The sequence below is a fragment of the Pedobacter sp. UYP1 genome, assembly GCF_040547305.1.
Classification (GTDB): domain Bacteria; phylum Bacteroidota; class Bacteroidia; order Sphingobacteriales; family Sphingobacteriaceae; genus Pedobacter.
Map to the genome: position 1 here is coordinate 1 of NZ_JBEPPL010000023.1, position 24,403 is coordinate 24,403.

The window sequence follows — 24,403 nt, forward strand, 5'->3', positions numbered from 1 at the left end:
TACTGCGGTAACACGTGGGAGAGTAGGTCGGTGCCAAATCTTAAAGAAAGCCTGTAGGAAACTACAGGCTTTTCTTGTTTAAAGAGGTTTTTTATCAAACAGAAATAAACCCGGCCTTCATATAACCCGGTATATATAATCTGTAGTATAGGGGAGTCAAACTCCTAACCTTGATCCGGCTCCTGGAAAAGATACACCTTATTGATAGTGATTGGAGCTATTTAATCCCTGGAATTCAATGAGGGAGAACTCAGAAAGATACCTCCCATTATAAGCCCTGTAACGCATTATCTATAATTGATCACCTGATTGTATCACTCTATGCGCATTATTCGATCTGAGCGCAGGTAAATATTCTATCCTAACTCTATTTGTCTTCTGATACTTTCTTCCAGTGAGATTAACGTCTCAGTCCGCTGTATACCTTCTACTGCTTGGATTTCTTCATTCAGTACATGGCGTAAATGATTTGTATCTCTGCATATGATTTTAGCGAACATACTATACGCACCGGTCGTATAATGAAGCTCCACAACTTCTTTAATTCTGCTGAGTTGTTCTACAGCATCCTTATATTGAATTCCTTTTTCCAGGTATATACCAAGAAAAGCACAGATGTCATACCCCGCTTTCTGCGGATCGATGATTAAATGGGATCCTTTTATAATCCCCATTTCCTGTAGTTTTTTCATCCGGACGTGAATTGTTCCTCCCGAAACGATCAAATCTTTAGCTATTTCTGTGTAGGGTTTAGTGGCATCCTGCATCAGTTGCTTTAAAATGTCAATATCAAGGTTATCAATTTCTAAATTTTGGCTTTCTTTTTTGAGCATGATTTCAATTAATTATAATGATGATCTAATATAATTACAATAGTCGTAATAATGAAATTAAATCGTTAAAATATTTGCAACGTATGTAGTCTATCATTACATTTGTATCAAGCAAGTAAGAAAAAAACGTTCATTTTAATAATTGCTTATACTCTGTAGGGTGGTGGAACTGGCAGACGCACCTCCTTGTCTCGGTGGTGGAGAATATGGAAAACCTGAAAAGGCTAACCACTCCTTGAAGGTTCGACTCCTTCCCCTACAGCCAAAGAATGATTGTTCTTTATTTAATGTTGGGTGGTGAAATTGGCAGACACACCTTCTTGTCTCGGTGGTGGGGATCATGGGATAAACACAGTTTATGGGTTGACCACAAATTAATTTTTTGAACTGCAGCTAACTTCCCCTTGAAGGTTCGACTCCTTCCCCAACAGCCAGTTTTTTTATTTTAATAAGTTAGTTAATTAGGGTGATCCGGAGGCGGATTACCCTTTTTATTTTTTAAACTTAATCTATCGTGTGAAGTAAATTAACAATTCCAAGCTAGTTTAGCATTATAGAAAAACGATAGAAAAATCGTATTTTCATAACAATCTAACCGGAAAACAGTTTATGATGAACAACAGAAAACTACAGCTTTTCTTAATGGCAATCGGTGTATTCACCATTACCTCATGTAAGAAACAAGGAATTGAAAACGATATTCCTGCAATTAAAAACGAAAGCGCAATGACAAAACAGAACGCTTTGCCGAATTACTCGCTAAATAACTGGATGAGCTTTTTACCAGATACCACAAACATTGCACAAATTTCCATTCCTGGTACACATGATTCAGGCGCAAGGGTTGAACCTATAGCGGGTACTGCAAAATGTCAGACGCTGAGCATTGCGGAGCAGTTAAATGCTGGAGTACGCTACCTCGATGTGAGATGCAGACACATTAACAATAGCTTTGCTATACATCATGGTGCGATCTATCAAAATTTGAACTATGGCGACGTTTTAAAGGCATGTGTTGACTTCCTGAATGCAAATCCATCAGAAACAATTATTATGAGCGTAAAAGAAGAGCATACAGCTTCTGACAATACACGTAGCTTTGAACAGACTTTTGATAGCTATGTGCAGGAAAATGCGGCAAAATGGGACTTGGGTACAGGGATTTCCAGACTTTCAGCTATCCGTGGTAAAATTAAACTGCTGAGAAGATTTGGTTCAGGAAATGCAAAAGGAATAGATGCTACTCAATGGGGAGATAATACTACTTTTGACATTAATAATCCAGCTGCCAGCTTGAAAGTACAGGATGAGTATAAAGTTTCTAACACAGATACCAAGTGGACCAGGGTAAAAACACAATTGGACGCAGCGCATGCTGACAATTCTAACAGGTTGTACTTAAACTATAGCAGCGGTTACAAATCACTTATTTTTGGTATTCCTGATATTAATGCGGTACACAACGCTGTTAACCCAAAGATTGCTGCTTATTTTAATGGCAACATCAGTGGCAGGTATGGCGTAATCCCTATGGATTTTGTAACAGCCGATTTAGCAAGAGGAATTGTAAAGACTAACTTTAGTTCAACCTTATAATGATTCTAAATACCAATAAAAGGCCGCTGTTCATATAAGCAAACATTAATTTCTTATTTTTGAAGAAAAAACTTGTTATGGGTATTTATGAAATCTTGAAGAGTGCGCACTCTGGATGGCGTTATTTAGTAATCATCTTATTGCTGGTTGCTTTTATTAACGCATTAATGGGATATGTGGGTAAGAAACCATATACCGAAGGGAACCGTAAGTTAAATGTGTTCGCTTTGATCAGTGCGCATATTCAACTTGTTTTGGGTTTAGCAATCTATTTTATGAATAATTGGTACAAAGGAGACAGTTCAGTTGCTATACAGCGTTACTGGAAAATGGAACATTTATCCATGATGTTACTTGCAATTGTCTTAATTACAATAGGTAATGCCCGTTCTAAAAAAGGTGCTACTGCATTAGCTAAACACAAAACTATATTTATCTATTTTGGATTGGCACTTTTATTAATCACAGGGGCAATTTTTGCGATGGTTAAGGTAGATCCAAGCAGACATCTCTTCGGAATGTGATAATTATTTTACGATTTAATTTTGGTTTGTAAGATTTATTTCTATTTTTGCTACTCAATGATTAACAATAAACATACTACTTGGCAATGGCGCGGTAATTCTGAAAAGAGTTTCGTCGTAGTCTCGTGTACCTTATAGTTTATCAACCTAAACCAAACCACACATACTAAACCCGACGTACAACACGTCGGGTTTTTTTTGTTTTAATAATTTCAGATGGAGAAGATAAAGATCAATACCGTTTTTAAAAAAAGATTAGCAGATACCATTACTCCTGTCAGTATTTATCTGCGGTTGAGGGACGTTTTTCCAAACTCCCTGCTACTGGAAAGCTCGGATTACCATAGCCGGGAGAACTCAGTAAGTTACGTTTGTGCAGATCCTGTGGCAGGTATTATGCTGGAAAACGGAAAGCTGTCTTCTTATTTTCCCAACGGAGAAAAGGTAGTAAAAGAGGAATTTGTACTGACTGAGGAAATCGAAGCCTTTAAAGCAAGATTTGATCCGCAAGCTGTGGAAGCCCAGGGCCGTATCTCTACAGGAATGTTTGGTTATTTTACCTGGAACACGGTACAGTATTTTGAGGACATCAAATTTACAGCCCAATCTCCAAAAGGAGAAGAGATTCCAATGATGCAATATCATGTTTATCGCTATATTATTGCTATTGATCACTTCAAGAATGAGGTTACGCTCTTTAAGAATAACTTCAATGATGAAGATGACGAAGATTTAGAAAGAATCGAATACCTGATTCAGAATAAAAACTTCCCTGAATATAGTTTTGACACGATAGGTGAAGAGCAGTCTAACCTGACGAATGAAGGCTTTATGGACATCGTGGAGAAAATGAAGAAACATATCTTGCGTGGGGATGTCTTTCAGATCGTTCCATCCAGAGCTTATAACCAGAAATTCTCGGGTGATGAGTTTAACGTTTACCGCTGTTTGCGCTCTATTAACCCTTCCCCTTATCTATTTTATTTTGATTACGGAAGCTTTAAGCTTTTTGGCTCATCGCCGGAAGCACAGATCACGATTAAAAATGGAGCGGCTAATATCTTTCCAATAGCGGGAACTTTTAAACGTACCGGTAATGATGAAGAAGATGCGGAACTAGCAAGAAAGCTGGAACAAGACCCTAAAGAAAGTGCGGAGCATGTGATGTTGGTAGATTTGGCTAGAAACGATCTGAGCAGACATTGCAGGGGGGTTGAAGTTAAATCGTTTAAAGAAGTTCAGTATTATTCTCATTTAATCCACCTGGTTTCAAAAGTAAGTGGAAATATACAGCCTGATGTTTCCGCTTTTAAAGTGGTCGCTGATACTTATCCGGCAGGTACTTTAAGTGGTGCGCCAAAATATAAAGCGATGCAGCTAATCGATGAATATGAAGGGTTGGCCCGTAATTTTTATGCGGGTGCAATTGGGTATATGGATTTTGGCAGTTCATTTAATCATGCCATTATGATCCGTACGTTTATGAGCAAGAATAACCAGTTGCATTATAGGGCTGGTGCTGGTATTGTGGCAGATTCTATCGCAATTAATGAGCTGAATGAGGTAAACAATAAGATCGCTGCGTTGCGCAAAGCAGTAGAAATGGCCAAAGGGCTTAATAAAATTTAAATTAAAGACATGCAAAAGAAAATATTAGTCATAGATAATTATGACTCCTTTACCTATAATTTAGTGCATTTAATTAATGAATTGGGTAGAGAAGCAGAAGTGTGGAGAAATGATAAATTTGCCCTGGCTGATGTCGCTCAATTTGATAAAATTTTATTATCACCTGGTCCTGGTATACCATCAGAAGCAGGGTTGCTTTTAGAGGTGATCAAAACTTATGCAGCTGAAAAAAGTATTTTGGGGATTTGTCTTGGACAACAAGCCATAGCAGAAGCATTTGGTGGTCAGTTGTTGAACTTAGGCAGACCTATGCACGGCATAGCTACCCCTATAAACGTAATTGATAAAGAAGAATTCTTATTTAATGACTGTCCTGAAGTGATTAACGTTGGCCGCTACCATTCTTGGGTAGTTAGCAGGGAAGGTTTTCCGGCTGAGCTGACTATTACCGCAACAGATGTGAGTGAGGAAATTATGGCACTCAGACATCAGACTTATGATGTGCGTGGTGTACAGTTCCATCCTGAAAGCGTGCTGACGGAATATGGAAAAGAAATGATGAAAAATTGGTTGGATAATTAAAATAGACACCATGAATATTTTAGATAAAATCGTACTCAGAAAAAAAGAAGAAGTTGAACAGGCTAAAAAGCTGGTTTCTATCAAAGAACTGGAACAGGGTGTTTATTTTAACAGAACACCTTATGTTTTGAAAGACTTTATGCTAAGTCCTGAATGTACTGGTATTATAGCAGAATTTAAACGCCGTTCTCCATCAAAGGGAATAATCAACGACCATTCTACAGTCGTAGAAGTGACTACTGGGTATGCAGCAGCAGGGGCTTCGGCTATTTCTGTACTGACGGACATCGATTTTTTTGGTGGTCATCCGAATGATTTACTGGAAGCAAGGGCGGCTAACACTGTTCCGCTATTAAGGAAAGATTTCATGATCGATGAATACCAGATAGTGGAGGCAAAAGGTTTGGGCGCCGATATTATTCTACTGATTGCGGCAATTCTTACGCCTGCGCAAATTGATACTTTCAGCAGACTGGCTAAAAGTTTAGGCTTGAATACACTGCTTGAAGTGCATAACCTGGAAGAATTACAGCGCAGTATTAATCCTCATATTGATGCAATAGGCGTGAATAATCGTAATCTGGCAGATTTTTCTGTCAATATTCAGACGTCGTTTGATCTGGCAGAGCAGATCCCAAAAGAATTTCTGAAAATATCTGAAAGTGCAATCAGTGATCCGCAGACAATTAAGCAGCTGAAAACAGCTGGATTTAACGGTTTTCTGATTGGTGAAAATTTTATGAAGACTTCTGACCCGGGAGCTGCCATGCATCAGTTCGTAGGGGAGTTGATCTCGGTATAACTTTTGTATCTTTGTACTTTACATGGGAAAAGAGAAAACTTATGATACCGCGGTTAAGCAGGAACGGGCAGTCCTGGTAGGTGTGATCAGACCGGGAGAAAAACCGGAAGAAACAAAAGAATATTTAGACGAACTAACATTTTTGGTAGATACAGCAGGTGGGGTAGTGGATAACATCTTCACACAAAAAATGCTGAAGCCCGATAGAGGTACCTTTGTTGGAACGGGAAAATTAGAAGAAATAAGAGCCTACGTGAAGTCGGAGGAAATTGATATGGTCGTTTTTGACGATGAACTATCTCCTTCGCAATTACGGAATATAGAGCGTGAACTGGAAGTTAAAGTCCTGGACAGGAGTAATCTTATCCTTGATATTTTTGCCGGAAGAGCGCAGACTTCACAGGCTAAAACTCAGGTTGAATTAGCTCAGCTGCAATATTTATTACCACGTTTAACACGTTTATGGACTCACTTGGAGCGCCAGAAGGGTGGTATTGGTATGCGTGGACCGGGTGAAACTCAGATTGAGAGTGACAGAAGGATGATCCTGGAGAAAATCTCCCTGTTGAAAGGAAGATTGAAGCTGATCGATAAGCAGAATGAAACACAGCGGAAAAACCGTACTGAATTAATCAGAGTGGCTTTAGTGGGCTATACCAACGTTGGTAAGTCTACGATCATGAACATGATTTCAAAATCAGAGGTTTTTGCAGAAAACAAGTTATTTGCAACTTTAGATACTACGGTAAGGAAAGTTGTGATTGAAAATTTGCCATTCTTATTGTCAGATACGGTTGGATTTATCCGCAAACTTCCGCATCACCTGGTGGAATGTTTCAAATCGACATTGGATGAAGTCAGAGAAGCTGATATATTAATCCATGTGGTGGATGTGTCTCATACGAGTTTTGAGGATCAGATCAGGGTGGTCAATGAAACATTGAAAGATTTGGGCGCAAGGGATAAAGAAACGATTGTAGTTTTCAATAAAATTGATGCTTACGTGAATCCTGAAGCTGATGAAATGAACGAAGAGGAGAAGGTGACTTTAACACTGGAAGACTTTAAAAGAAGCTGGATGGCACAGCACAACACGCCGTCGTTATTTATCTCAGCACTGCATAAGGAGAACCTGGAAGAATTTAAACAACTTTTATACGATAAGGTTGTTGCCCTTCATACGGTTAGGTATCCTTATGACAAATTATTATACTAAATAAAAGATTACAAAAATCATGGAAAGTAAACGTCAACAGAAATTTGCTGGTGTACTGCAAGAAGAATTAGCGACATTATTTCAAAGAGAAGGGGCAGAGTACTTACCCAATACATTAGTTACGATTACAAAAGTCCGCGTGTCTCCGGATTTAGCGGTAGCCAAGGTTTACCTGAGCTTTTTAAGCACAAATAATACAGGACTATCCATTGCAACTGTAAATTCACATGCCGGAGAAATCAGATATAAACTGGGTGCGCGTATTCGTCACCAGGTGAGAGTTGTTCCAAGTTTGACATTCTTTTTAGATGATACCAATACCTATGTAGAGCATATGGATAAGATCTTTGATAAGATTTCAAAAGAGCGCAAAGAACAAGGTAAGGAAGAAGAAGAAGAAACAACAGAAGATTAAATTCTGATGGATTCTCTGGAAAAACTTGAAGGGTGGTTATCAAACCCTGAAAATCAGATCAGCAGTGTGGTAAATTTCGATCCTTCTGCTGATCGGTTATATCCTTTCGATTTTACAGCGGCTAACCTGGAGCTCACGGATAGCATTCTCGCCGATACGTCAGTTTTCTCTTCGTGGGTTACAAAAAAGCTCGGAGATACCCATTCCCGCTATGGTATTGGGGGATACGATGAGCATCGGACTATTTATTCAAGAAGTATCCATTTCGATACAGTAGAAGAACCTCGGAGATTACATCTTGGGGTAGATATCTGGGGCCCTGCAGGGACTTCAGTCTATAATTTTTTTGATGCGCAGGTGCATAGTTTCAAAAACAATGATCATTTCGGTGATTATGGCGCAACGATCATTTTAGAATATCAACTCGGCGAACTTACTTTATATGCACTTTACGGACATTTAAGCCTGCAATCATTAGAAGGACTTGAAGTAGGACAGTTTATTGCCGGAGGAACTTTATTCGCTTCTTTTGGGATTCCTGCAGAGAACGGAAACTGGCCTCCGCATCTTCATTTTCAGCTGATGTTTGATATGCAGGGAAAAAATGGAGATTATCCCGGTGTTTGTCAGTTCTCTAACAAAGCTGTTTACCTGGCCAATTGCCCCGATCCGGGACTGATTCTTAAGCACACCTTTAAGATTCCTGCCGAATAATTTCGTAAATTAGGGAATGAAGAAGATTCTTGCTGTATTCCTGTTTTTCGTTGGTTTTTGTGCTCAGGCGCAACCCGTGCTTAAAGGTGGTCTCGATGCTTTTATCCAAACCAATATCATTTATCCCGGATTCTCCTTAGAACATTGTCTGGAAGGAAAGATTAATGTTAGTTTTAAGGTTAACCTGGCAGGAGAAGTTTATACCTCGAAGGTGAGCAGTGGAATGGGGATTGATCTTGATCAGGAGGCTTTACGTTTAATCAGGCTGAGTAGTGGGAAATGGCAGGTGCCTGAAGGCTATGATACCGCTTATGTAATTATTGCCCCGGTTAACTTTACTATTTCTGGCGGAGATTGTGCCACAATTGCCATTGCGGAAAAAAATAAAGCAATAGCAGCTTATAGGGCAAATGAGGGCCTGACAGAAGTGATTACTAACTTTTACAGGAATAAAGGGCAGGGGAAGTTTAATGAGGCTGAAGAAGGCAGAATAATCGCGCTGAAGGAAGAACTGGGTTATGATGATACTTACCTGAAGAAAAAAATCGGAGAGGGGCAAAAACGATTAAAACAAAATGATAAACAAGGAGCCTGTGAGGACTTTCTTTTTGTTAAATATATGGGTTCAGCTCTGGCTGATGAACTACTGGAAAAATATTGTAAGTAAATGCGTCTTTTATTCAAAGTATTCGCGTTGCTGGATCTGATCAGCATCGTTTCTTTAAGTCCTCAAATCTGGACTGTTCTGGTTAAATATCAAGAAATCCCGCTGGAAAGATTTGCTATAGGAAGGGTTGTCTTTACCCTCCTGATCTTCTGCTCATTATTTTTTTCTGCTGCTGGGCTGTTTAAGTTCAGGAAATACGGCATTATAACTTATTATATTCAATTACCTTTCAGGTTAGCGTTATGGGTATTTTCTATCGGGTTTATTACTTTTATACCTGAATTACTTCACCAGGGAGACCAATGGTTTGGTATTTTATTCAGGATATGTATCATTGCTGAATTTTTCAGAGGATACTATATCCTTCAGGCACACCGTAAATATTTCAGATAAACAAGGTGTTCAGGCAAGATAACTATACTATTTAGCTTAGCACTGGATTAAAAATCACTGTTATAGCCGCAGGCAATAGTTTAGCTTCTACCGTATTGACTTTGCCTATATATTCTCCGTCTACTTGAAAATGGGCCCTGTATTTAGTTTGAATACGCAAACTTTTAGTCTGAAAGGATTCAATTTTTTCAGGATTAAAAGGTAAATCAGTGAACCGTATCTTAATGATTTCCATTAAAGAGTATTTTTTGACCAGGATAACCTCAAAAACATCATCGTCCAGCTTTCCTTCCGGATTGATTTTGACACCAGTACCATACATGGTCGCATTCGCAATAACCACCATCGCTGCTTCTGAACGGATTGTTTCTTCCCCGATCTGGAATTCGACTTCCATCTTATGATGGCTCCACAATGCTTTCCATAAAGCTTTAGTGTATCCCCACATTCCTCTTTGTGGCAGGTCATCGAATTTTTTAACGATATAAGCATTGAATCCGATGTCAGATAAATGAATACATAACTCTCCATTCACTACCACTGCATGAATTTCTTTAGTTTCCCCATTGATGGCTAAATCAAGCGCTTCATTAATAGCTAATGGCACACCGAGTTCTTTTGCCATGCCATTTGCCGATCCCGCAGGAATAATCCCGATTGGTGTTTTCGTTCCTTTCAACAAATCGCAGACTAATTTCAAAGTTCCATCTCCGCCCACCGCAATCACGCGTGTTGCTTTTGCCTGGTCAATAGCTGCCTTAATTTGTTCGGTGCTACAGTCTTTAGTGAGTTCATAGATTTCAAACTTATGCTCCAGCGCTTTAAAAAAGTCTGTGATCACCGTTTTGAAATCTGTATGATCACTTCCCGAGCCTGGGTTGACAATAAATAATAATTTCATGGCGGTAAATTAACGTATCGTAATGTTCAATAGCACAAACAACTCTGCGTCTGCTCTGTTTGATTTATAATGAATAATTCTATCACTGTAAAAGTATATCATGGTTACGGCCACACGCACAACCTTGTGGTGTACGGCCATGTCTTTAAATTTAAAGCGAAAAATACCCAGAACTACAGCAATAACTTCTTTGTAAACATTATCTATCTGCTTAGAATGTTCATTTTAAAACCTTATCCATGGGTTAAAGTCAGGCTTAGCTTTTATACACAAACCGTTACCCAAACTACAGAATATGACGGTTTTTTTAAGTTTGAATGGAGTGCTGAAGAAAATGTGAGTGCAGGCTGGCACCAGGTAAAAGTAGAGGCGCTAGCCGATAACGGGGAAGTTTTAGCAGAGAGTACCGGTGATGTTTATGTTCCTCATGTTACCCAGTATGGGTTTATATCTGATATTGACGATACAATTATGATTTCACATTCTGCTACTATAGGCAGAAGATTGAGAGAGCTTTTTATTAAGAATCCACATACCCGGAAAACTTTTACTGGTGTTAGTTCTCAATATAATTTATTGGCTTTATCCCATACTGATGCCGAACATCCTAATCCTTTTTTTTACGTTTCCAGTAGTGAATGGAATCTGTATGATTATTTAGTCAGTACTTTCAGGTTTAATAATTTGCCGGAGGGGACTTTCTTACTCAACCAGATTAAACGATGGAAAGACCTGTTTAAAACTGGAAAAACAGGGCATGAAGGTAAATTAATTCGTGTAATGCGGATTATAGATGCCTTTCCTAATCAGAAGTTTATACTCTTTGGAGATAATTCACAACAAGATCCGGACATTTATTCGTCAATTGCAATAAAGTACCCAAACAATATAGAAGCTATCTATATCAGGAACATCAGGAAAGAGAAACAAGCTGTTACCCTTGAGCTGCTTAAAAAGGTGGAGGAACAAAATATTCATACCTGCCTCTTTACAGAAAGTAAAGAGGCAATGTTACATGCCGCTCAAATCGGACTGATCAAAGTTTAAATAAATCCCAGCGTGTTAAACCGCTTATTCAGTACTTGTGAATTGTTGACATCCAGCCATTTGTCCAGAATAGTGCCATATACCTCTCTGAAATCTACCTGGTATTTTAAATCTCCATTGTCCAGATTTGCTAAATCAGGTGCGGCGTTATAAATGCCTTGTTTTTTCAATCTGCCGCCAAATAAAAACATATTATTAGCCGTACCATGATCAGTTCCGTTGCTCGCATTTTGAGCCACCCGTCTGCCAAACTCTGAGAAAGTAATCACCAGCGTATCTTCCAGCTTATTATTTTGATGAAGATTTTTAACAAATGCATTCATTCCTTCTGCATATTGTTGCAATAACCGGCCTTGTTGATTAAGTTGATTAACATGTGTATCAAATCCGCTTAATGAGACATAATAAACCCTGGTTTTTAAACCAGAGCAGATGAATTTGGAAACAGTTTTCAACTGATTGGCAAAAGCTGAATTTGGATAGGTATAATTCGGCTTATAAATTTTGGAGGTATTCTGGATATAATTGGCAGAAGAAGACGTCTCGATCATCGTTTTATAGAGATAACCTAAATTTTCTTCATCCAGGTGTTCTTTATCACTCTGAATCATTTCTCTGAAAAAAGGTTCATTTGTATTGCGGAACAAAGCGGCCGGGTCTTTCAATGCAATTCCTTTTTTACTTAATCCTTTCATCGCTAAAGAGAGGCTGTCATCAACTTCGATTGCTGTGTAGGGGAATTTACAGGTTTGACAATTGGAGTCCAGGTAGCGGCCTATCCAGCCCGTAGAAAGGTATTGATTTGCATCACTTGCAGTTTGCCAGATATCCATAGAACGGAAGTGTGACCGGTCAGGATTAGGATAGCCAACATCGTTGATGATAGACATCCAACCCTGATCATAAAGTTCTTTCAAACAGCTCAGGTTTGGATTTAATCCTTGCATATCATTTAATTTGATAACGTCTTCTGGCTTAATTGCGATCCCGTTTCTCATTTGATAATAAATATCATTTCCAAAAGGTACTACCGTATTCAGGCCATCATTACCACCGGATAGTTGTACTACGACCAGGTTTTTATATAAACTCAGTTCATCCAATGCTAAAGCCTCAAACGGCTTGATGAAAGCGGGAACAACTAATGTCCCTGCTGCTGCAAAGGTCGCCTTTTTTAAAAAATCTCTTCTTTCCATGTTCTTCAGGTTAGCATAATTGATACTCTGGCATACTGGTTACGGCAATAACCGTGTTTTTTAGGTTAACATTCCCTGCCACCAGATCGCTGATTTTTTTTCCAACAGCAGGTTCCAATAAGAATGCGGCCATTTCTGTTTGTTTCATATCCCTGGGAAAACAGGATAGAAATTTTGGCCAGTCTGCTTGTGCATTGACATAAGACTTAACAGGTCTTGGCTTTTGTCTTTTATTCAGCGCAATTACGGCTTCTTCTTCAGGATCTGTCTTTCCATCAAAATCAAGGATTCCATCATTTAAAACCAGGGAAGGTATCTTTAGCCGAAGCATTAAAGAAGAACTGTCTATCCAGTTTTTACCTCCCGGCCATCCTGCTACATTGGGAGGATTAAATAAATACTGGCCAAGACTGCTCTGCAGCTGAATTAAAATCTGTGGCTTATTATAAGTCACATAAAACTCTCTGCTCAAATTGACAAGAAACTCTACTGGCGATTTTATTTTGTTGCCCATGTTTTCCTTACTATAGAACCACTCCGCGTTGAATAAACGTTGCATCAATGCGCTGATATCATATTGCTGGGTATAGAAATGTGCAGCCAGTTCTTTTACATGTGTTTCATTGGGAGTGTCGTTGACAAAGAAAGTATAAAGCTTACGGCAAATGAAAACCGAACTTTCGGGCTTGGCGAGTATTTGATCAATGATTGCTTCTCCATCAAAATTTCCCGTCTTTCCAAAAAATGTTTTTTCCAATGGATCGTGTGTCCTGGGATTGAATTCGAATTCTCCATTCTTATTGTATGCCCATCCAGTAAAAGAGCGGGCAGCTTCCTTGATATCGGTTTCTGTATAATTACCCCTGCCTAAAGTGAATAACTCCATCAATTCTCTGGAAAAATTCTCGTTGGGATGGCCCTTTTTATTCTGCTGATTATTCAGGTAATCGAGCATGGCAGGAGACTTGGACACCTCCATCAGCAGCGTCTTAAAACTGCCCAAAGCATTTTTTCTTTGAATATTATTGAGTTGTTGAGCGTAAAACGGATTATTGGCCCGGCAAGCAAAATGGCCATGCCAAAATAAGGTCATCTTCTCTAGTAATGGGTTTTCTGTGGAGATCATCCTTTGTACCCAGTTCAGGTTAAGATCGCGGCTTTTTTCATTCCTTCCCTTGGTAATGTCTTCCCGCTGTTGTTTTTCTTCTGGTGTCAGTTCTTTTTTGCCATTTAAACCGGCAAGTATAAGTTGTTGTTGTTTAAACTCATCGGAGGTAATTGTAGTCAGGTCAGGTCCTGGTGCCGGGCTGATGAATAGACCATTGACAGCCTTAGTTATTTTTCTTTTGCTCAACTGCAGCAAATCGGGGTAGGCTATCCCGAAACCAGCTCTGTTGTAAAGGTGCTTGATGTTAGAGAAATTGTCTTTTCTATCCATGGTGCAGGCTATTTTCAAGGGTTATGACAGTTATAAAACGTTTAGGTTTAAAATTTTATATTTTTGTCTCCATGATATTTCAGTTACCTGAAGAAGAATTGATTTTTCCTAATCCCTCATTAGCAGAGGAAGATGGATTGCTGGCTATTGGGGGAGATTTAAGTAAAGACAGGCTGGTACTCGCTTACCAGAACGGAATCTTTCCGTGGTTTAGCGAAGGAGATCCGATTTGCTGGTTTGCTCCACCTGAACGCTGTGTGATCTTTCCTGAGCAAGTTAAGGTAAGTAAAAGTATGCGAAAGGTAATTGCAGATGGTTTTTTTACCGTGACTATGGATCAGGTTTTTGAGGATGTGATTCTTTGCTGTGCGCAAACACCCAGAAAAGAAAAGTATGGTACATGGATTACCAACGCGATGCAGCAGGCTTATATAGGCCTGCATCAGCACGGTTGGGCCCATAGTGTCGAAGTCTGGTATGAAGGGGAGTTGGCTGGAGGTCTATATGGCTTGAAAATCAACGGCGTATTTGTTGGAGAAAGTATGTTCAGCTTAAGAAGTAATGCTTCTAAAACAGCTCTGATCTGGCTCTGTCAGCAAGGCAACTACAGACTGATAGATTGCCAGGTTCCTAATGATCATTTAATGAGTTTAGGTGCTGAAATGATTTCCAGGGAAGCTTATACCGAAATTTTGCAGGCAGATCTTTAGTCTTACACACCGAGCTTTAAGTCAGACACCAAGCTTTATGACCTGTAAACCTATTTTAAGATCTCTCTGATATCCTCTTTGCTCAAAGATTTGAAGAAACTTTCCTCTGTTGTAATCAATGAACTTGCCAGACGCTTCTTGCGGTTTTGCAGGGCCAGGATTTTTTCCTCGACAGTGTCCTTCGCAATAAATTTGTAGATAAAGACCTTCTTTTCTTGTCCGATACGGTGAGACCTGTCAATAGCCTGTTGTTCAACAGCTGGGTTCCACCAGGGATCTAAAATAAAGACATAATCTGCCTGAGTAAGGTTTAGACCAACTCCACCAGCCTTGATTGAAATCAAGAAGACCTTAAGATCTTTGTTCTCCTGAAATTCAGAAACAATCTCTCCACGGTTTTTTGTAGAACCGTCCAGGTAGGCAAATGGAATTAGCTCTTTCTCGAAATGATGCTTGAAAATAGTGAGGTGCTTTACAAACTGTGAGAATATCAATACTTTATGACCGCCTTTAAGTACATTGTCGAGCGTATGAATTACGTTCTCAAATTTACCAGAGTCCGATAAATATTCATCGTCAATCATGCTTGGATGATTGGCCAGCTGGCGTAAAGCGGTTAAGCCTTGCAAGAGCTGTACTTGTTTTTTAGCATAAGTACCATCATCCATACTACTCAGCAAATCATTCCGGTAAGCAGACTTTGTTTTTTCGTAATAAGAAGCCTGATCTTCGCTCATATCACAATAAATGATCTGTTCAGTTTTTGCTGGTAACTCTTCTGCAACCTGTTCTTTGGTACGTCTTAAGACAAAAGGTTTGATGATTGCCTGTAATTTCTTCGCTTTATCTTCATCTTTTCTCTTTTCAATAGCCTGTACATATTCCTCGTTGAAAAATGCCTGCGTGCCCAATAATCCAGGATTAAGAAAAGTAAGCTGTGTCCAAAGATCGCCTACCGAATTTTCTACAGGCGTACCGCTCAGAATTAACCGGTGTCTTGACTTTAACTGTCTGACAGATTTGAATGACTTAGAAGAGGGGTTCTTGATATTCTGACTCTCATCAAGAATAATATAATTGAAATAAAAATCCTGTATCTCGTTGACATCAACTCTGGTGATTCCGTAAGTAGTAATTACGATATCGTATTTTATAAAATGACTGACATCCTTATTCCGCGTACTGCCGGTATGTGGAAGGATTTTCAGTTTTGGTGTGAATTTCTTTGCTTCAGCCAGCCAGTTATAAATTAACGAGGTTGGCATAATGATCAAAGAAGTACTGTGTGTATGGTTCAGCTCGTCTTCTTCTTTCAGTTTTTGTAGCATCGCTAATGTCTGAATGGTTTTACCCAGACCCATATCATCTGCTAAGCAGCCACCAAAGTTATAGGTTCTTAAAAAACTGAACCAGTTATAACCAGCTTTCTGATAACTTCTTAGTTCACCTTTAAAATGAACAGGCATCTGGATGTCTTCGATGTTCTCAAAATCATTCAGTTTTTGAAGTTTGCGCTGTAAGGTTACATTGGCAATTCCATCACCAGCCAGATCATTGATCAAACCAATATGGTGTTTTTTAAGCTTCAGCATTTTTCCTCCGTCAGAGAGGCTGAATAAACTTCCGTATTGAGAGAACCATTTTTCCGGTATAATGGCTATGGTGCCATCAGGAAGTGGGAATTCTCTCTTTTTATGTAAGATATGCTGTTTAAGGGAAATAAAAGGAACAGGATGCACGCCGAAATATACAATTGCGTTGATGTCAAACCAATCGTTATCTTCTTTGATTTCAAAGTCGATTTTACTCGATGCAAACAAGAATTTTTTCTGACCAGTTGACTGCTCAATACTATAGCCTTTAGCTGCTAACTGTTCAATATGTTCGTTAACCCAGTTCAGGATACCGTAAGCTTTATCTTCAGTATCAGTTGCTACAAGTTCCAGGTTATAAAAGAGTGCGCTTGTTTTTTTAAGCCCCAGTTTCGTTAGCTCAGTATATTTATGCTTTTCCCATATTGTATCTCTTTTGACACGGGTAAACACATAGTTGTTCTCCTGTTTTTCAACATGGACGGTTACTTTCTTTTCATTCCCCAATGCAAAAACATGTTCACCATATTTGAAATAGAGCTGGAGCTGAGAAATACCACCCTCAATATAAATTACTTTTAGAATTGCAGTTGGCTCATGCTTCTCTGTCTGGATATCAAACCCTTCTGCATAAACGTGATATTTCTCTATTAATGGGGCTACGAATTTTTCAAAATAAGTTTCTTCTTTGGCAGTTGGGATCGTGATGTAACGCTTATTCAGAAAAGGGAATAGCTTTTTACCTTCGATATCCTGTTCAAAGAAATAAAGTACATCGTTTAAAAGTAGCCATGCTGGTTGATTACTTACAATCTGCGCTTCTTTAAACATGAAATCTATTCGCAGAGACTGGTATTTAATAGTAGGGAAGTAGCGGGTTTCTACCTCACTTCTTCTAAAGTGGAATAAAATCGTAGCAGGCTCAGTAGCCAGCTCAATTTTACGCTCTGCCGGCCATCCATCTTTATCCATGAGGTATAACTCATCTTTAACTTTAAGGATTTCCAGTACTTCAGCTAATTTCTTCTCGATTTTAGGCCTCGCATTTTCATAGAATTTATCATCGTAAAACTTGCTGAAAAACTCAAAAGGTCTGATCGCTTTTTTATGATACTTCTTAATGACGTGATCCTGCTCTGTTTCATCGAGCATTTTAATGATTTTGAGATCAGATTCTGTAAGATGTTTAGCGAATTCCTGAGCGGTATGGCTGAACAGACGCTGATAGGTTAAAGAAAAATCTCCCTGTGGATTAAGCTGAACGATATGTGGTTCAATTAAATAGCCTAAATACTCATGCTTGCACAGTGAATATACGATTTTGCAGGGTTTAGAACTATCGACGCGTAACATGAGGTAAATGATTAAAAAAAGAGGAGTCTTTAAGCTAGTAAAGCTTTAAACATACATCAATTTTGAATCGTGGTCAAATAGAAAATTGATTTTTCAGAGGATTATTCAAAAAAAACTTAATACAGGCGGGGTCGGTGGACATAATTTTGGTTAATGGCAGTTGATGAGCACGTTGAGTTGGTCGGAAATTTAAAGGCGTTTGTCGGGTTTGATCCGGTTATGGTATAAAAGACAAAAAACTTTGCAACGTATCGTGGGAGTTTGCGTCTTAATTACAAACTGTTTAGAAACAGACCATTAGAAACCATTAAATATAAAGATATGAAAACTTCATTCAAAACATTAGTAGCATCGGCAATGACTGCCATCGTTTTATCTACCACAGTAGTTACAGCTTTTGCTGCAGAAAAAGTAACAGCAGCAGAGAAGGTATCCGAAAATCAGGATATTAAAAAAGTAGTTGTCAGCGGAACTACTAAAGTGTTCATTGTGCAGAGTAACCGTGACTGGATTTCTATCGGAGATGATAACCAGGATAAAGTGTCGGTTAAACAAGTTGGAAATACATTAAGTATCAACTCATCGGAAGAAACGCCGGTAGTAGTGACTGTATATGTGAAAGATCTTTACAGGATCGCTGTTGCAGATCATGCAGATGTAAGTACTGTTGGGACAATTAACCTGCCTTATCTGCAAGTAGTGATGAGAGATCATGCTAAAGCACATATCAAAGCTAAAACTGAAAGCTTATACACTGACCTGGCTGGTGAAGCAAACCTGGAACTATTAGGAGCTACAGAGAGCCACACTATAAAAAATGCAAGTGCCGGAGATTTAAAAGTAGAAAGACTATTGGCTGCTAAAACTGAGAACTTACCAGCAGGATCAAGACTGGCTATGAATGATACTACTGTTCAAGCTAAAAGAATAAACGCGAAAAAATAGTCCCGCCGATTATCAGGCCTGATCAAGCATAAGATGTTTTTACTGTAAATGAGCTTACAGCAAAGAAATGTCTTATGCTTTTTAGTTTATAGAATTGTCTTTGATTTAAAGAGAAATGAAAAGAACCCTGATTTTAAGGCAGGCCTTCTGCTATAAAAGACCTGCCTGTTATTTATTTATAAATCAAACTTGATACCCTGTGCAAGCGGTAAGGTATCCGCATAGTTTATGGTATTCGTTTGTCTGCGCATATATCCTTTCCATGCATCAGATCCGCTTTCTCTGCCGCCGCCAGTTTCTTTCTCTCCACCAAAAGCACCACCAATCTCAGCTCCTGAAGTACCAATATTAACATTGGCAATACCACAATCAGATCCAGAACAAGAAAGGAAAAGTTCGGCCTCTCTCAGGTTTAAAGTCATGATCGCAGAAGATAATCCTTGCGGAACTCCATTTTGGAGTGAAATTGCTTCCTCCAGCGTTTTATATTTAATCAAATATAAAATTGGTGCAAAAGTTTCTTCCTGTACAATCTCGTAATGATTCTCCACTTCGGCCACACACGGTTTAACATAACAACCAGAATGGTAAGCTTCGCCTGTTAGTGTACCGCCCTCTACTACAAAATGAGCACCTTCAGTTTTTCCTTTTTCAATAGCTTTATTATATTGATCAACCGCATCTTTGTCAATCAGCGGGCCAACATGGTTATGCTGGTCTAAAGGATCTCCGATTCTGAGCTGACCATAAGCTTTAACTAATTTGTCTTTGAAAGCATCATAAATAGCTTCATGGATAATCAACCGCCTGGTTGATGTGCAACGCTGACCAGCAGTACCCACAGCACCAAATACTGCCCCGATGATAGACATATCCAGGTCTGCGTCTTTAGAAATGATAATCGCATTGTTACCACCCAATTCTAAAATGCTTTTTCCAAATCTTGTCGCTACGGCTGCAGAAACTTTTCTTCCAATACGGGTAGAGCCTGTAAAGGAAACTAATGGAATTCTTTTATCATTATTGATCAGGTCTCCAACCGCATTGCCAATCAAAAGAGAACTGATTCCTTCAGGCATCTCATTGTCCTGTAGTACTTTTGCTAAAATATGCTGACAAGCAACTGCACATAATGGTGTTTTAGAAGAAGGTTTCCAAACACAAACATTACCACAAACTAAAGCCAATGCAGTATTCCAGCTCCAAACAGCTACAGGGAAATTAAAAGCAGAAATTATTCCTACAATCCCAAGCGGATGCCACTGTTCATACATGCGGTGATTTGGCCGTTCAGAGTGCATTGTTAAACCATACAATTGACGGGAAAGGCCGACTGCGAAATCACAGATATCAATCATTTCCTGTACTTCTCCAAATCCTTCCTGTAAACTTTTTCCCATCTCATAAGAGACCAGCGTACCCAAATCTTCCTTGTGTGCACGTAAGGCATCACCAAGCTGGCGTACAATATCACCACGTTTAGGTGCCGGCAAACTGCGCCAGTAAATGGAAGCCGTCTGTGCCTGCGTTAATACCGTTTCATAATCTTGCTGATCAGCAAGCTGTACTGTCGCAATCTTTTTGCCGTCTACCGGCGAATAACTGTCGATAGTTCCACTGCTTGCTTTCCCGCCCCATACACTTCCGGTACTGTAAGCTGGATTTGAGTCCAGTATACCTAGGTTTTTTAAAACTGAATTGATATTGGTTTGCATAGTTTATTGGTATTGATTTATACAAATCAACAAAAAAAATCCTGAATGGTTCGGAAACTTCCCCAGAGTCTCAAAAAAGAGACCTGTTGATTTCTTGACTTGAATTTTACGCAGATTAAAATTAAGTTGCGTTACTTTGTATCAATTCAGGAAAAACCCCAGATAGCAATATTAAACCTGCATGAGTTTTAACTCATAACATGGACATGCTTAAGCAAGCTTCATTACAGCTAACACTGTAAATCGTATGAATAATGCTGACCCAAGCCAGACGGCTTATTTACTGCTAAATTTAATACTATCAACGAATTACGATGTCAGTTGTTTGGATGTTGATAATTATTTCGGTTGCATGCTATATAATACTGTAAACTTATACTGTATTTTAGGAAAAAAGGGAGCTGTTCTTTAATTATTCAATACAATGGAAGAGGAATTTTACTTTGATTTTAGTGATGATGCGCAGCGTTCGGTAGAGCGTTACGAAGAGATGATAAGGAACCAGGATCAGTATTTTTTTGATGCCCAGGCTTTTGAGAACATCATTGACTACTATATAGAAAAGAGTGACCCCGTAAAGGCACTTCAGGTGATAGAGTATGCCCTAAACCAGCATCCATACGCTGCAGTTTTTTTAATTAAACAAGCGCAGCTTCTTTTCGTTACTGATCAGATAGACAAAGCATTTTTCTCTTTGCAAAAAGCAGAAATGCTCGAAGCATCAGAATCAGAAATCTACGTACTTCGCGGAAATATATACAATAGCCTGGAGCGTTATACCGAAGCATTGGATAACTTTCAGATTGCATTGACATTCGCGGAAACTACAGATGAAATTCTGCTTCAAATCGCTTACGTCTATCAGAATATGCTGGATTACGAAAGTGCAATCAAGTATATTAAACTGAGTCTGGAACAAAATATGGAGAACAAAGACGGTTTATATGAACTGGCCTTCTGTTACGATATTTTAGACAAACAAGAAGAAAGTATCCAGTTTTATATGGAATATATCGACAACGATCCTTATTCCTATGCCGCATGGTATAACCTGGCTAACTCTTATCATAAACTTGATTTGTTTGAAAAGGCGATCGATGCGTATGATTATGCAATTCTGATTAAAGATAATTTTGCTTCAGCTTATTATAACAAAGGAAATGCACTGGTTCAACTTGACCGTTATGCCGAGGCTATAGAAGTCTATAAGCAAACCTGGGAATATGAGCAGCCAAATGCAGATACCTATTGTGCGATAGGGGAATGCTATGAAAAGCTGGAACGTATGGATGAAGCACGCGCCTACTATAAAAAATCCGTGAAGATGGATAATAAGCTGGCTGATGCCTGGTTTGGAATAGGGGTGACGCTGAATTTTGAGGAACGCTATTTTGAATCTCTGCACTTTTATAAGAAAGCGATAGAGCTGGACGATGAAAACCCTGACTTCTGGTTTGCGATGGCTGATGCTTATTATAAACTCGGACAAATCGAACAATCTGTTGAAGCCTATTATAAAGTATTGGAATATAATCCACTTGACATAGAGGCATGGCTGGACTTTTCCACCGTTCTTTATGAACAGGGGAGACTGTTAGAAGCCTCAGAAACTATTTCTGACGGAATCAAAAATAACCCGGATGCTGCAGAGCTTTATTACAGACAGGTTGCCTATTTATTTGCCCTTGGACAACATAAAGAGGCATTGGTTTATCTGGAGACAGCTTTAGTGACTGATCCTGACAAACATTATATCTTGTTTGAATACCTGCCGCAGTTACAGGATAACAATGCAATTATTGAAGTCATCAACAGATATATTAAATAGCCACATTATCGTTACCTGATAATACAGAATGCAATTTAACGTTATGCAATTAATAACATCAAAAAAGCTTATGTCAATATCTGGCATAAGCTTTTTTGAGTGAAAAACAAATTTATAGTGATGAAATAAGCCTTATTTTTTTCACCTTTACAGCAGATATGAATTACCCATTAAATAATATTCCCGAACGTCCAGTAAAACCACGCCAGAGCGGCATAACTATGGTGATGGACAAGGGCCTCAGTTTGAGACAGACAGAAGACTTTATTGATGTCGCAGGTGTCCATTCCGACATCGTTAAATTAGGTTGGGCTACCTCTTTTGTTACCCCAAGATTAAAAGAAAAACTAGATATATATCGCAGTGCAGGTATCCCGACTTATTTTGGCGGTACTTTGTTCGAAGCATTCATTATCCGCAATCAATTTGAAGATTATATCCGTGTACTGGAACAATTTGGTATGGAATACGCAGAAGTTTCTGACGGTTCTATTGAAATTGAACATGATCTTAAGTGTGAATATATTCATAAATTAGCGAAACATGTTACTGTAATTTCAGAAGTTGGCTCTAAGGATGCTACAAAAATATTTGCGCCTTATAAATGGATCAAATTGATGAATGCTGAAATTGAAGCAGGTTCTTGGAAAGTTATTGCAGAAGCCAGAGAAGGTGGGAATGTAGGTATTTACAGAGGATCGGGTGAAGTGCGTGAAGGATTGGTAGATGAAATACTGACACAAATACCAGCTGAAACTATTATCTGGGAAGCTCCTCAAAAAGAACAGCAGGTTTGGTTTATCAAGTTGATTGGTACCAATGTGAACTTAGGTAATATTGCTCCTGCAGAAGTTATTCCATTGGAAACTATTCGTCTGGGATTAAGAGGAGATACATTTGATTACTTCCTTAATTTAGCAAAATAGCCGGTTATCCGGTTTGCTGCTGTTGCATATATGAGAACATTCGGACTAATTGGTTATCCGCTCGCGCATTCATTTTCAAAAAAGTTCTTCACAGAGAAATTTCAGGAAGAAGGAATTGCCGGTCATCAATATGAACTGTTTCCTATAGAAAATATAACTGCTGTAGTCTCTTTGATTGCAGCAGATGATTCTCTTTCAGGATTGAATGTCACTATACCCCATAAAGTGGGTGTAATGGCCTACTTGAATGAGCTGGATCCTGCAGCAGAGACCATAGGTGCCGTAAACTGTATTTCTATCCAGCATCAAGACGGGAAAACCTGGCTTAAAGGATATAATACAGATGCATATGGCTTTCAGGAATCTCTTAGACCGTATTTGAAAAAACACCATACTCATGCGCTGATTCTTGGCGATGGCGGAGCAGCCAAAGCAGTGAAATATGTATTGGATCAATTGCAGCTTACTTATCTTTCTGTAGTCCGTTCGGCAGCTCCGGATGCGATCCTGTACAGCGAGCTCACAGCAGAAATCTTTCAGCAGTACCAGGTTATTATCAATACCACGCCGTTGGGTACTTTCCCGAATATTGAAGCGGCTCCGGCTATTCCTTATGAGTGGATTACCGATCAGCATCTGGCTTACGATCTGGTTTATAATCCTGAAGAGACTGAGTTTCTGAAACGTGCCAAAGCAAAAGGAGCAGCGATTAAAAACGGATTTGAAATGTTGCAGCTTCAGGCAGAACGGTCCTGGTTTATCTGGAACCCTTAGGCCAAAACGAACATGAAATCATATTTACTGTATAGCGTCTTTTTTCTTTTATGCCTGAGTGCGGCCTGTACCAGTAATGAAACTTATACCCCTAAGCCGAGAGGCTATTTTCAGATTAAATTCCCTAAGAAAGAATACCTGACCTACGATGATGGCTGTCCATTCACTTTTGACTATCCAAAATATACAAAAATAGAAGCTGACCAGGAACGTGGAGCAGGTAATTGCTGGAGTAACCTTCATTTTACGCAATTTAATGCCCGTATTCACCTTACCTACTACAATGTTTCTTCGAAAAAGGAATATGAAGGTTTGGTAGAAGATGCCCGTACATTAGCTTTTAAACATACCGTTAAGGCCAATGCCATCGATCAGAAGCTGATTAACTTTCCAGACCGGAAAGTTTACGGTATATATTATGCAATTGATGGAAACACCGCATCTTCTGTGCAGTTTTTTCTGACAGATAGCGCTAAACATTATTTCAGGGGGGCTTTATATTTTAATGAGCGCCCGCAATATGACTCTGTTGCACCCGTTGTGACTTTTATAAAGAAAGATATCGACCGTATGATTGATACTTTCAGATGGAAAAACTAATTTAAAC

At 39.0% G+C, this 24,403-nt stretch carries 23 protein-coding genes and 2 tRNA genes; 19 read left to right on the forward strand and 6 right to left on the reverse strand.

The features are described 5' to 3' along the window. Positions 1-356: 356 nt before the first annotated feature. Entirely contained in the window at positions 357-833 is a 477-nt protein-coding gene (locus ABIB30_RS26060; protein WP_068404967.1) for an Lrp/AsnC ligand binding domain-containing protein, read from the reverse strand. Positions 834-987: 154 nt separating this feature from the next. Here ABIB30_RS26060 and ABIB30_RS26065 point away from each other — a divergent pair. The 12 genes from ABIB30_RS26065 to ABIB30_RS26120 all read left to right on the forward strand — a co-directional run bounded on the left by ABIB30_RS26065 (position 988) and on the right by ABIB30_RS26120 (position 9,371). Next, a tRNA-Asp gene (locus ABIB30_RS26065) sits at positions 988-1,098 on the forward strand. Positions 1,099-1,121: 23 nt separating this feature from the next. After that, a tRNA-Asp gene (locus ABIB30_RS26070) sits at positions 1,122-1,267 on the forward strand. Between the two features lie 175 nt (positions 1,268-1,442). Beyond that, positions 1,443-2,429: a phosphatidylinositol-specific phospholipase C gene (locus ABIB30_RS26075; RefSeq protein ID WP_354305961.1), complete on the forward strand. Its 987-nt coding sequence runs from the start codon at positions 1,443-1,445 to the stop codon at positions 2,427-2,429. A 59-nt stretch (positions 2,430-2,488) separates the two neighbouring features. Next, complete coding sequence (locus ABIB30_RS26080) at positions 2,489-2,953, forward strand: cytochrome B (RefSeq protein ID WP_354305962.1); 465 nt, start codon at positions 2,489-2,491, stop codon at positions 2,951-2,953. Between the two features lie 216 nt (positions 2,954-3,169). After that, a complete protein-coding gene (locus tag ABIB30_RS26085) occupies positions 3,170-4,582 on the forward strand; it encodes an anthranilate synthase component I family protein (RefSeq protein WP_354305963.1) in 1,413 nt (470 codons plus the stop codon). A 9-nt stretch (positions 4,583-4,591) separates the two neighbouring features. Then, positions 4,592-5,164 carry an anthranilate synthase component II gene (locus ABIB30_RS26090; protein ID WP_354305964.1) on the forward strand — a complete coding sequence of 191 codons (573 nt, stop codon included), beginning with the start codon at positions 4,592-4,594 and terminating at the stop codon, positions 5,162-5,164. Positions 5,165-5,174: 10 nt separating this feature from the next. Next, the gene (gene trpC, locus ABIB30_RS26095) at positions 5,175-5,966 is read left to right on the forward strand and encodes an indole-3-glycerol phosphate synthase TrpC (RefSeq protein ID WP_354305965.1); all 792 of its coding nucleotides are present in this window, start codon (positions 5,175-5,177) and stop codon (positions 5,964-5,966) included. A gap of 22 nt (positions 5,967-5,988) precedes the next feature. Beyond that, positions 5,989-7,182, forward strand: a complete 1,194-nt coding sequence (gene hflX, locus ABIB30_RS26100; RefSeq protein ID WP_354305966.1) for a GTPase HflX — start codon at positions 5,989-5,991, stop codon at positions 7,180-7,182. 19 nt (positions 7,183-7,201) lie between these two features. Beyond that, entirely contained in the window at positions 7,202-7,597 is a 396-nt protein-coding gene (gene rbfA, locus ABIB30_RS26105; protein ID WP_354305967.1) for a 30S ribosome-binding factor RbfA, read from the forward strand. A 6-nt stretch (positions 7,598-7,603) separates the two neighbouring features. Then, on the forward strand, positions 7,604-8,311 hold the full coding sequence (locus tag ABIB30_RS26110; RefSeq protein WP_354305968.1) for a peptidoglycan DD-metalloendopeptidase family protein: 708 nt from the start codon (positions 7,604-7,606) through the stop codon (positions 8,309-8,311). 16 nt (positions 8,312-8,327) lie between these two features. Then, positions 8,328-8,978, forward strand: a complete 651-nt coding sequence (locus ABIB30_RS26115; protein ID WP_354305969.1) for an energy transducer TonB family protein — start codon at positions 8,328-8,330, stop codon at positions 8,976-8,978. Beyond that, positions 8,979-9,371: a hypothetical protein gene (locus ABIB30_RS26120; RefSeq protein WP_354305970.1), complete on the forward strand. Its 393-nt coding sequence runs from the start codon at positions 8,979-8,981 to the stop codon at positions 9,369-9,371. A gap of 31 nt (positions 9,372-9,402) precedes the next feature. Here the strand turns inward: ABIB30_RS26120 and ABIB30_RS26125 are convergent, their stop codons facing one another. Beyond that, the gene (locus tag ABIB30_RS26125) at positions 9,403-10,272 is read right to left on the reverse strand and encodes a diacylglycerol/lipid kinase family protein (protein ID WP_354305971.1); all 870 of its coding nucleotides are present in this window, start codon (positions 10,270-10,272) and stop codon (positions 9,403-9,405) included. 69 nt (positions 10,273-10,341) lie between these two features. Here ABIB30_RS26125 and ABIB30_RS26130 point away from each other — a divergent pair, with 69 nt between their 5' ends. Continuing rightward, positions 10,342-11,319: an App1 family protein phosphatidate phosphatase gene (locus ABIB30_RS26130; protein ID WP_354305972.1), complete on the forward strand. Its 978-nt coding sequence runs from the start codon at positions 10,342-10,344 to the stop codon at positions 11,317-11,319. Here ABIB30_RS26130 and ABIB30_RS26135 read toward each other — a convergent pair. After that, the gene (locus ABIB30_RS26135) at positions 11,316-12,515 is read right to left on the reverse strand and encodes a DUF1501 domain-containing protein (protein WP_354305973.1); all 1,200 of its coding nucleotides are present in this window, start codon (positions 12,513-12,515) and stop codon (positions 11,316-11,318) included. The two genes, ABIB30_RS26130 and ABIB30_RS26135, sit on opposite strands and share 4 nt — an antisense overlap. 10 nt (positions 12,516-12,525) lie before the next feature. Then, on the reverse strand, positions 12,526-13,953 hold the full coding sequence (locus ABIB30_RS26140; protein ID WP_354305974.1) for a DUF1800 domain-containing protein: 1,428 nt from the start codon (positions 13,951-13,953) through the stop codon (positions 12,526-12,528). Positions 13,954-14,024: 71 nt separating this feature from the next. Between ABIB30_RS26140 and aat the strand changes: the two genes are divergently transcribed. Continuing rightward, complete coding sequence (gene aat, locus ABIB30_RS26145) at positions 14,025-14,663, forward strand: leucyl/phenylalanyl-tRNA--protein transferase (RefSeq protein ID WP_354305975.1); 639 nt, start codon at positions 14,025-14,027, stop codon at positions 14,661-14,663. A gap of 50 nt (positions 14,664-14,713) precedes the next feature. On the opposite strand, the gene ABIB30_RS26150 is transcribed toward aat, so the two are convergent. Further along, on the reverse strand, positions 14,714-17,608 hold the full coding sequence (locus tag ABIB30_RS26150) for a DEAD/DEAH box helicase (RefSeq protein WP_354305976.1): 2,895 nt from the start codon (positions 17,606-17,608) through the stop codon (positions 14,714-14,716). Between the two features lie 321 nt (positions 17,609-17,929). Here ABIB30_RS26150 and ABIB30_RS26155 point away from each other — a divergent pair, with 321 nt between their 5' ends. Beyond that, positions 17,930-18,553, forward strand: coding sequence for a GIN domain-containing protein (locus tag ABIB30_RS26155; protein ID WP_354305977.1), 624 nt, complete (start codon positions 17,930-17,932; stop codon positions 18,551-18,553). 176 nt (positions 18,554-18,729) lie between these two features. Here the strand turns inward: ABIB30_RS26155 and amaB are convergent, their stop codons facing one another. Next, positions 18,730-20,268 (reverse strand): L-piperidine-6-carboxylate dehydrogenase, encoded by a 1,539-nt coding sequence (amaB, locus tag ABIB30_RS26160; RefSeq protein WP_354305978.1) that lies wholly within the window; start codon positions 20,266-20,268, stop codon positions 18,730-18,732. Positions 20,269-20,692: 424 nt separating this feature from the next. On the opposite strand from amaB, the gene ABIB30_RS26165 reads away from it, so the two are divergent. From ABIB30_RS26165 to gldD, 4 genes are all read left to right on the forward strand, one after another. Continuing rightward, on the forward strand, positions 20,693-22,096 hold the full coding sequence (locus ABIB30_RS26165) for a tetratricopeptide repeat protein (RefSeq protein ID WP_354305979.1): 1,404 nt from the start codon (positions 20,693-20,695) through the stop codon (positions 22,094-22,096). Positions 22,097-22,254: 158 nt separating this feature from the next. Further along, a complete protein-coding gene (locus ABIB30_RS26170) occupies positions 22,255-23,022 on the forward strand; it encodes a phosphosulfolactate synthase (RefSeq protein ID WP_183868418.1) in 768 nt (255 codons plus the stop codon). A 30-nt stretch (positions 23,023-23,052) separates the two neighbouring features. Further along, the gene (locus tag ABIB30_RS26175) at positions 23,053-23,796 is read left to right on the forward strand and encodes a shikimate dehydrogenase family protein (protein ID WP_354305980.1); all 744 of its coding nucleotides are present in this window, start codon (positions 23,053-23,055) and stop codon (positions 23,794-23,796) included. Positions 23,797-23,808: 12 nt separating this feature from the next. Beyond that, positions 23,809-24,396: a gliding motility lipoprotein GldD gene (gldD, locus tag ABIB30_RS26180; RefSeq protein ID WP_354305981.1), complete on the forward strand. Its 588-nt coding sequence runs from the start codon at positions 23,809-23,811 to the stop codon at positions 24,394-24,396. Positions 24,397-24,403: the final 7 nt, after the last annotated feature.

What these genes read in the sequence shown, in the direction of transcription:
- ABIB30_RS26060 (WP_068404967.1), bottom strand. Translation starts at nt 833, where the DNA reads ATGCTCAAAAAAGAAAGCCAAAATTTAGAAATTGATAACCTTGATATT.
- ABIB30_RS26075 (WP_354305961.1), top strand. Translation starts at nt 1,443, where the DNA reads ATGATGAACAACAGAAAACTACAGCTTTTCTTAATGGCAATCGGTGTA.
- ABIB30_RS26085 (WP_354305963.1), top strand. Translation starts at nt 3,170, where the DNA reads ATGGAGAAGATAAAGATCAATACCGTTTTTAAAAAAAGATTAGCAGAT.
- ABIB30_RS26090 (WP_354305964.1), top strand. Translation starts at nt 4,592, where the DNA reads ATGCAAAAGAAAATATTAGTCATAGATAATTATGACTCCTTTACCTAT.
- trpC (WP_354305965.1), top strand. Translation starts at nt 5,175, where the DNA reads ATGAATATTTTAGATAAAATCGTACTCAGAAAAAAAGAAGAAGTTGAA.
- hflX (WP_354305966.1), top strand. Translation starts at nt 5,989, where the DNA reads ATGGGAAAAGAGAAAACTTATGATACCGCGGTTAAGCAGGAACGGGCA.
- rbfA (WP_354305967.1), top strand. Translation starts at nt 7,202, where the DNA reads ATGGAAAGTAAACGTCAACAGAAATTTGCTGGTGTACTGCAAGAAGAA.
- ABIB30_RS26110 (WP_354305968.1), top strand. Translation starts at nt 7,604, where the DNA reads ATGGATTCTCTGGAAAAACTTGAAGGGTGGTTATCAAACCCTGAAAAT.
- ABIB30_RS26115 (WP_354305969.1), top strand. Translation starts at nt 8,328, where the DNA reads ATGAAGAAGATTCTTGCTGTATTCCTGTTTTTCGTTGGTTTTTGTGCT.
- ABIB30_RS26120 (WP_354305970.1), top strand. Translation starts at nt 8,979, where the DNA reads ATGCGTCTTTTATTCAAAGTATTCGCGTTGCTGGATCTGATCAGCATC.
- ABIB30_RS26125 (WP_354305971.1), bottom strand. Translation starts at nt 10,272, where the DNA reads ATGAAATTATTATTTATTGTCAACCCAGGCTCGGGAAGTGATCATACA.
- ABIB30_RS26130 (WP_354305972.1), top strand. Translation starts at nt 10,342, where the DNA reads ATGAATAATTCTATCACTGTAAAAGTATATCATGGTTACGGCCACACG.
- ABIB30_RS26135 (WP_354305973.1), bottom strand. Translation starts at nt 12,515, where the DNA reads ATGGAAAGAAGAGATTTTTTAAAAAAGGCGACCTTTGCAGCAGCAGGG.
- ABIB30_RS26140 (WP_354305974.1), bottom strand. Translation starts at nt 13,953, where the DNA reads ATGGATAGAAAAGACAATTTCTCTAACATCAAGCACCTTTACAACAGA.
- aat (WP_354305975.1), top strand. Translation starts at nt 14,025, where the DNA reads ATGATATTTCAGTTACCTGAAGAAGAATTGATTTTTCCTAATCCCTCA.
- ABIB30_RS26150 (WP_354305976.1), bottom strand. Translation starts at nt 17,608, where the DNA reads ATGTTACGCGTCGATAGTTCTAAACCCTGCAAAATCGTATATTCACTG.
- ABIB30_RS26155 (WP_354305977.1), top strand. Translation starts at nt 17,930, where the DNA reads ATGAAAACTTCATTCAAAACATTAGTAGCATCGGCAATGACTGCCATC.
- amaB (WP_354305978.1), bottom strand. Translation starts at nt 20,268, where the DNA reads ATGCAAACCAATATCAATTCAGTTTTAAAAAACCTAGGTATACTGGAC.
- ABIB30_RS26165 (WP_354305979.1), top strand. Translation starts at nt 20,693, where the DNA reads ATGGAAGAGGAATTTTACTTTGATTTTAGTGATGATGCGCAGCGTTCG.
- ABIB30_RS26170 (WP_183868418.1), top strand. Translation starts at nt 22,255, where the DNA reads ATGAATTACCCATTAAATAATATTCCCGAACGTCCAGTAAAACCACGC.
- ABIB30_RS26175 (WP_354305980.1), top strand. Translation starts at nt 23,053, where the DNA reads ATGAGAACATTCGGACTAATTGGTTATCCGCTCGCGCATTCATTTTCA.
- gldD (WP_354305981.1), top strand. Translation starts at nt 23,809, where the DNA reads ATGAAATCATATTTACTGTATAGCGTCTTTTTTCTTTTATGCCTGAGT.